This is a genomic window from Shewanella sp. SW32, assembly GCF_025653365.1.
GTDB classification, from domain to species: domain Bacteria; phylum Pseudomonadota; class Gammaproteobacteria; order Enterobacterales; family Shewanellaceae; genus Shewanella; species Shewanella oncorhynchi.
In genome coordinates this window covers 19313-27122 of sequence record NZ_JAKKSJ010000053.1, presented here as the reverse complement: position 1 = coordinate 27122, position 7810 = coordinate 19313, and the positions used below count along the sequence as shown (strand labels likewise).

At 44.6% G+C, this 7810-nt stretch carries 6 protein-coding genes; all 6 read right to left on the bottom strand.

Going from position 1 to position 7810, the window contains the following annotated elements:
• Positions 1 to 174 (bottom strand): transposase (locus L5M28_RS21745; protein ID WP_263148818.1); only part of this gene is annotated, 174 nt, incomplete at its 3' end.
• A 69-nt stretch (positions 175 to 243) separates the two neighbouring features.
• A complete protein-coding gene (locus L5M28_RS21740; protein ID WP_249195587.1) occupies positions 244 to 1182 on the bottom strand; it encodes a hypothetical protein in 939 nt (312 codons plus the stop codon).
• Positions 1183 to 1827: 645 nt separating this feature from the next.
• Complete coding sequence (locus tag L5M28_RS21735) at positions 1828 to 4662, bottom strand: ExeM/NucH family extracellular endonuclease (protein WP_263204398.1); 2835 nt, start codon at positions 4660 to 4662, stop codon at positions 1828 to 1830.
• Positions 4663 to 4954: 292 nt separating this feature from the next.
• Complete coding sequence (locus L5M28_RS21730) at positions 4955 to 5470, bottom strand: GDYXXLXY domain-containing protein (RefSeq protein WP_263204399.1); 516 nt, start codon at positions 5468 to 5470, stop codon at positions 4955 to 4957.
• Positions 5470 to 6633, bottom strand: a complete 1164-nt coding sequence (locus tag L5M28_RS21725) for a DUF4401 domain-containing protein (RefSeq protein ID WP_263204397.1) — start codon at positions 6631 to 6633, stop codon at positions 5470 to 5472. The genes L5M28_RS21730 and L5M28_RS21725 overlap by 1 nt, the downstream gene beginning before the upstream one ends.
• Positions 6620 to 7717 carry a DUF2157 domain-containing protein gene (locus L5M28_RS21720; RefSeq protein ID WP_263204396.1) on the bottom strand — a complete coding sequence of 366 codons (1098 nt, stop codon included), beginning with the start codon at positions 7715 to 7717 and terminating at the stop codon, positions 6620 to 6622. Before L5M28_RS21720 ends, L5M28_RS21725 begins: the two co-directional genes overlap by 14 nt.
• Positions 7718 to 7810: the final 93 nt, after the last annotated feature.

The following is a 7810-nucleotide window of genomic DNA, read 5'->3' as shown; positions in this document are numbered from 1 at the left end:
TGGTGTGCCACCCTGGCGTTCTAGTTTTAACTGTCTCACCCATTTATCCATAGTGGACTTACCTACGTTCATCGCCTTTGCAGCTTCGATGATGCTATGGTTTTTATCGAGGACTAATTGGGCTGCTTCAAGTTTGAATTCAGCACTAAATGTTTTTCTGGTTGTCGATCTCATGTGTTCACCTAAAGTCATCTACGAGGTAATAATATCACCTCTATTTAGGTGGCCAAAATTAGTGTGCCACTACAGCTCAATCGTTTTTTGCAATCGCTTAATACTACCAAGGTTTTTGGGATCTCCACCTAATTGCGAAATCACATCGCCCAACGCTTCATTATCAAACGACTCAAGGTATATCTTATTAAGCGTATCCGCTACGTGTCTTCGTTCTTTTTCAGTGTCTACAACAGGCGTGTTAAAAGACACTGAAAGATCAAACACCTCACTATCTAGGTGGGCTATTTTTATACCAAATTTATTGAAGCAGGCTTCCAGAAACGTTGAGCGACTTTTAAATAATGCATCTTCTTTAGATAAGTCGGTAAAAATACATTCTATTTGCCCATCGTAAAATTCTGAACCTATAGAGTGATCTGATGCGATATTTTCAGAGCGGAGATAATATTGTTCAGCATCAGGAAGGCGAGCAATGTCGCCCAGCCACATAACAACCTTACCGTTTTTATTAATGCCAAATGGCATTGAAAAATCATCACCTCTCCGTATCTGTCCATATGTGGTTGAAGCAAAGCTTAATCGATAAGTTGGGGATGAATCATATTTTAAAAGTACTTCTCGATTAAAAAATACTGGTGTAAGAAAACCTTCATCCCATGGCCGCTTAAGTCCAGGAATATATTTATAGTCGTCTGAATCGTAAATGAATGGAGCAACACCAAAACCGAAATCTTGGTTTGTTTTATTACGTGTAACAGTCACCTTGTTACTAGATTTTTTAAATGCCTGCTCATGCAAATAGATCACTGCGAACTTAGAATCATCAGGAAATAAGCTTTTGTCACATAATCCACAGTAGAGCATCGGAAGCCCCTTTATTTCAATATCCACACCTGTAACAAGTTCATGGAAATCAGAAAAAACAAGATCTAAATGACCTTGGCATGCATCACAATAAAGTCTCTGAATATGCCCTTGTTCGGGAAAGAAATCGGTAATTTCCAAACTCACTCCTTAAGCACTTAACGTCTTAGTATTTATGCTCTGCGCTGTTTGCAGAATATAAATCGCTTGTTGGATTTAGCAGCTGCCACATCCATGTCAATTGGTACAAATGATGCTATAGGAATTTGCTTTTTTTCGGTAGCGTTTTATATACAGTTTGATGGGTAATAACTTGATATTGTTTTAGCTTTCTCATTTTTACATGCTCACGTCAGACTAATTATCGACCTTGAATAACAGCATTCAGGCTAACACTCATACCACATTTTCTCATAGGCGAAGGTAATTGATAAGGCTAGAGCTCTGTAACATTACTAAAATTGGGCCATTATACAGATGTTGAAGTGAGCTAGATGCCACATTGCTAACGAGCAATGGGGCAATAGCTTTTTAGCTAAACGAACAGCAGAAGGGTTAGTTAAGATTGGCATTGTTGCACCTGTAACCTTCTAAAACAGGGATATTTTATTAGAGCCCTCAGGGAGGCTTCTTGTTAAATAAAGAGGTGACGAGTCACTGGGGAAACAATGACAATTGATGCGTCACAGCAACTGACGACAAAGTTATCTTGCTTTTAGGCAAAAACAAAAGCCCGCGGCTGCGGGCTTTGAATCACTTAAGAATCAACGGAATAAAAAGACTGGCTTAACGATACGTCAGCGTCGTAGTATCCGTTAACTTGTCGTTATCTTTAACGGTCAGTTCAACTGTGTGTTGTCCACGGCGGGCAAGGCGTAATACCACTTGACCGTTAGCGCGAGTGCCATTGTCGAACGTCCATTTATGTTGCTTGATTACGCCATCGGTATCAAAGCTAGTCGAAATAAACATATCGACAACACCGAGATTGATACGCTGAATTTGCGCAACGGGTGGTTGTTTCATATTATCAGCAACCACTGTCACCATTTGCGACGTGCTATGGGTTAGGCCGTCATTATCAGTCACAGTTAGCGTGACCAGATACTCGCCGCTTTGGTTGTAACTGTGAGTCACTACCTCACCCACTGCCACTGTGTTATCACCAAAGCTCCACTCGGCAGACACGATTTGTCCATCGCTGTCACTTGAAGTAGATGTCAGTTGCACTGCAGCGCCATTCACCACTTGAGTGAAACTGGCCACTGGCGCGACTTTTTCCGCTTCAAGTAAGAGTGAAATCACCACAGGATCGTGATCCGATGAGCGGTAAGCATCACTTGCGAATAAGTCTTGGATTTGAGCGGGCGTCTTAAACTCTTCGTTGTAATCCAATACACGTGGTTCGTCGGTATTGATATGCCACTGCGTCACATCCACCACTTTATCCAACAGGGCAGCGTTTGCTAAAGCATGATCCAACTGACCCGATTCAGCCGAGAACACATAGGAATAAGGATTTGGCTTTTCAAGTTTGGCAAACAGCTCACTAAAGCCCGCGTTACCTAACGCCGTTAATGGATCTTCCTTCGCATAGGCGTTCAAATCACCAATCAGCAGTACGCCTTGATCTGGATATTGCTCGCTAATCCATTGATCTGCAGCCGTCGCCGCACGGGTACGAGTGATATTACAGTTGCCTTGACCGTCGTTAAGATCAGGTTCGCCCGCACATTCACTGCCTTTAGATTTAAGGTGATTAACCGCAACAACCACGCCTTCGTCACTGCCGTTCACGCTAAAGGCTTGCGTCAGCATTGGACGGTTTTTGCTATCGTCAAACAGGGGCTGTTGATCGCTATCTAATGGCGAATTTACACTAGATAGAATACGTGCAGCGCCCTGCGGCGTGACTTTATCACTGCGATAAATCAAGCCGACTGTGATGGCATCGGTGCCAATCGCATTCATGCCTGTTGGCGCGATATAAGCGTAACGCGCTTCACCCACAGCAGCATTCAAACCTGCGACTAAATCAGCAATGGCTGAATTGGCGCCAAAGCCATCGTTTTCAATTTCCATCAAACCAAATACATCGGCACTAATGCCCACCATGGCACTGACAATCTTCGCCTTTTGACGCTCAAACTCGCTTAAGGTATTGGCACCACGCGCAGTTGGGAATCCTGCACCTTGGCCGTCGCCATTGAAGTAGTTAAGCACGTTAAAGCTAGCGACTTTTAGATTACCGCCCTCAACCAATGTTGGTGCGATTGGGCGTGGGTTTTCCGCTATAAAATTCACCGTCTCGATTGGCATAATGCGATACAAATTAAAGCCATAGTGCATTACACCCGTAAGCGATGTGGCTTTATCACCTACACGCACTGTGTTTGATGCGCTAAGACCAGGAGCGGGGAATTGCACAGGATCAGGATTCTGCGCCGTTAAACCGTCATCCAATAAAATACTGTCACGTTGGTTGGCTGCACTCACAGCTAGCGCATCCGCGCCCGGTGCAGCCACCTGCGTACCAATAAAGTGGCGCTGACTGCCTAATGAAATCTCGCCATAACGACCGAGGTTATAGACTTCATTCACCACTAAATCTTGGCTAAAACGAACACGCATGCCCTCAAAGGGCTCAAAATCATCACTGCTGTTAACTGGTAAGGCCACTAGCGCGGCCGTTGGTAACGTTTGTCCTGTAGCACACAACTTGTGTTCTGATAAAGTCGTTAGTTCAGTTAAGCCTTGATATTCAGTGACTTTGGCTTTTAAACGAATACGATCGCCTGCCACATAAGCTGTGGGCGCATTGCCGGTATACACAAACACACCTTCCGAGGTTTGGGGATCGCTATCGGCTTCGTTATCGGCCATTTGTACAAAAATGCCCTTAAGACCAGCTTCTTGATTACTGACGACAACCGCCTCAACCACTAAAGTTTGACCATTGAGAGGGCTGGCAGCGCCTGCGCCTTGAAGCGCATGAATTGCTGTGGCTTCTTCGCCGCACACTAAAGAGCTTGGTGGAGGGTCGACGGGATCGGTTGGCGTACCCGCACTGAACTTACCAAGATCAGAAACATCGTCCTTAGCAAAACCTAGCCAAGTGCTAAAGCTTACTGCATCAGTACTGATAGGATCGGCAATCAGCAGATCAGGATTACGGCGCAGGGTATTATCTTGAGTGGAGAGATCACCACTGCCCCACTCGGCACCGGGATCAACACCGACTTTGCCTAAACTATCAATGACTTGATTTTGATAGGTCAGCTCAATCGCATCGTCGCCATTAAAGAAGCTGGCGCTACTCTGTTGATTTGTGACAGCAAGGATATCGGCAGAAGAGTCATTATCGGCAACCACATAAGTCGCCCCCGCCGCTAAAGAGCCCGTGAGCGCAATGGTCGTGCCGACGTTTGTGCTGCCATTAAAATAGAAGCGCAATTGGTATTGGCTTAAATCAATAGCGCCCGCGGTTGGGTTATACAGTTCGATAGCTTTATTATTGCTGCTGCCTTCGACATATTCAGAAATGATCAAATTATCCGCGCCATGGGCAAGCCCACAAACGCTGCTGATGGCTAACGCCAGCACAGTTTTAGTGTTAAACATTGAGACCCCTAAATGTATTGTTTTAATATTTGGTATTTAATTGATGCGCTTAGATGCTTCAAGGTGATGTCACCTCGAAGACTGACGATACTATAGGCGGTCAAGGTTACAAATTGGTTGCATCAAAGTTGCAACTTAAGGTGGATATTATTCGTGCGATTTAGCGATCAGAACTAGGAAGAAAGCAGTACGGGAGATGCTGGCCGAACTACACAGTGCGGCCAGAGATAAATCGAGGTTAATCAAGTAAGCAGAACAAATGGATGGCAATCATGACAATCATGACACAGGGTTATAAGGGCTGAAGCTTTTCATCGAGTAAACTGACGAGCAGTAACTCACCTTGCAAATTCACTCTAAACTCACCGTATTTAGCTTCACTAAAATGATCGGCTTGTCCTTCTTCAAAGAAAAAGCTGTTCGATGCGAGCTTAATTTGATTACCACGGACACGAAACTGCACTCGTAGTTGATCTTTACCGAGTGCTTGGTCGGTATAAAAGTCCACAAAACGCGCCACTTTTTGCCCATCGACAGCCAGCAATAACTGGCCCTGCATTTGTTGCGGCGCTAAGGCACTACGCACATCGCGCGCAATGGCATATTCAAGCGCCATGTAATCACCCTGCATTAATGAGCGCGGATCGACCGGTGCTAATGCAAAACGCACCACTTGGCCGTGATTAAGGAGTTGTTCGAATTTGAAAATGCGCCAATTCACGCCAGCGAGAATCGTCACTGTTGTGAATAATACGAGTCCAAGCGCCCATTTATGTGAAGCCGACAGTTTTCCCATCACATTGCCCATCACACAGTCTCCTTGGCATTTTCATTGGCAGGAAATAACCGCCACATCACTAACCTTGCCACCAACAGCAAGGCGCCTAAGCCCATCAAATAACCAGATTTAAGTAACAGAGTCGTCTCTAGGGAATAATAATACCCGCTGACAAATAACAGCGCCGACACCATTCCCATACCTTTCAACCAAGACTCGTTGCAATAATGACCAAGCAAGATCAATAGAATAGCCGTTGATAAACCCTGCATAGGTAAGGATAAACCGCTAACGATGACTAAACCGATAACACACCCCAGCGCCGCTGGTGAGCTTAGTGATTGCTGGCGCTCGCGCAAGATTGTCACCAATAAAAATCCGCAAATAGCGAAAATAATCAACAGATGAGTCAGTGTCAGCCACAGGCTTTGCTGCCAAGGGCTAAATAAGGCTTCAAAAATACTGTCCATACTAAAAGCGTGCATCAACTGCAACGAAAGCAACGCGAGTGCGAAGCCATAGATGAGCATCCGAGCCCTACGATAATGACGCCCGAACTGATTGATATTTAATAACACTAGACTAATGACTACGGCAAAAAGGCTTGGGCTAAAATTGAGCAGTTCAAATTTTGCCATCAGGCCAATCACGCACCAACTAAAGCAAAAAGCGAATACGAACTGGGCTAGCCCATGGGCAATCAAGCCCCACAGTAATAATGTAATACCCGCCATACAGAGATACCATGTGAGGCTAAAATCATTGTTAATTAAATCAAATAATCCCCATGCCACACTGATCAAACCACTCAAACAGGCGGCAAAAGCAAATTGTTCAATAAAAATCTGTTGCCGCGGTAAAAAATACAGCCCAATCCCCAAGGCTAAATAGGTTAAGCCGATAAATAAAATGACATCTTCTTCAACATGCTCAAAAATGGCACCAAACACTGCCATCATGAAACTCAATAAAAACAACGCCGCTATCCAAGCAGCAAACGCCTGCATAGTGGCAATATACCAAGGGATATCATGGTCTTCTGGCATTTGAGCTGCACTAACATTGCCTTCGGCATACAAAGCTTGCCAGTGTTTGATTAGACTTAATTCACTCGAAGCGTCGATTGACGTAACACTATCAGTGCAGGGTCGAGTGATCATTTCGCTATCCTGTAAACCATTATTGTTGCTCATGAACATCTCCCACGCTCACGCTCCCTTGGCTGGCGATTCCTACAAACTGAGGTTTAAGTTTCCGGTTTAGCTCCCTCAACCAAATACTCAAACCTGTGCTTGCCAAAATGATATAAAGCCCAATAAACAAAAATCCACCTATGTGGTCATTATCCTCAAACATCAGCTTTATCAGTAACGCGGCGCCTACAGCAATCAAGCTAAAACCGCCCAAGGCCAAGGGATATATGCGTAGTAATCTATAACGAAAAATAACGAATCCGAATATCAGATGGGTAAAATAACCACAGAAGATCCCAGTGCTGAAGCTATCACGTTCAAGGAAATCGTCGAAAATAAGCCAAGTGATTAACCAAGTAAAACAACCCATAGCAAACAATGAACAGGCATATTCAAGGATTGGCGCATGCCAGCGCCCCGCGACTTTGTGATCTAAAAGTACAAAAGCATAATAGATAACTAAATTCAAACAGATAAAGATCAGCAATTGTCCTTGAGCGCCCCAAAATAATCCCCAGAAATGGGAAAAGGAATCCAGAAATATCCCTATGCTGAGGTTTAGCAATCCCACCAGCAACAGCCACAAACCATCAAATCCTGCCACCCAAGCAAAGGGTAAGATAACGAATGCCCATAGCGCGAATAACTGCCAAGGATCGGCGCCCGTTTGATAGGTTTGCCCAACTAACGCTAATAAGCCACCAACTAACACACTTGCGGCCAGTAGCACGCCATTGGCGGTCGCCGCACCAAAAGTGCTGTCTTTACGATAAGAGCTAACAGGGGAATAAATGTTGGCACGATAATAGAGCCAAGCAAATGCGGTGATAGCGAGTATTATCGCCACTTCAATCAGTCCAAATTTGGCAAATCGCCCCAAAGATTGCCAATTATAGGCAAAGAAAAAAATCACCCCACAGGCAAAACTTAACGCACCGAACCAGAGTAATAAATGAGCGATTAAGCGACGCCAACTCGACCCATCCGGCAAGACTGTCACCTGTCGATAAAGCTTATTCGCCTGCTCTTGCGTGATATGTCCCTGTTCAACCCAACCACACACTTGAGATTTTATCTTGCTCAATGTGAAATCTCCCTCATCCTGTTTGCGCTAGCTTACTATGACAGATTTAAAATTCGCACTTTATCGACAGCATTGAACAAATTAAATTGTGTA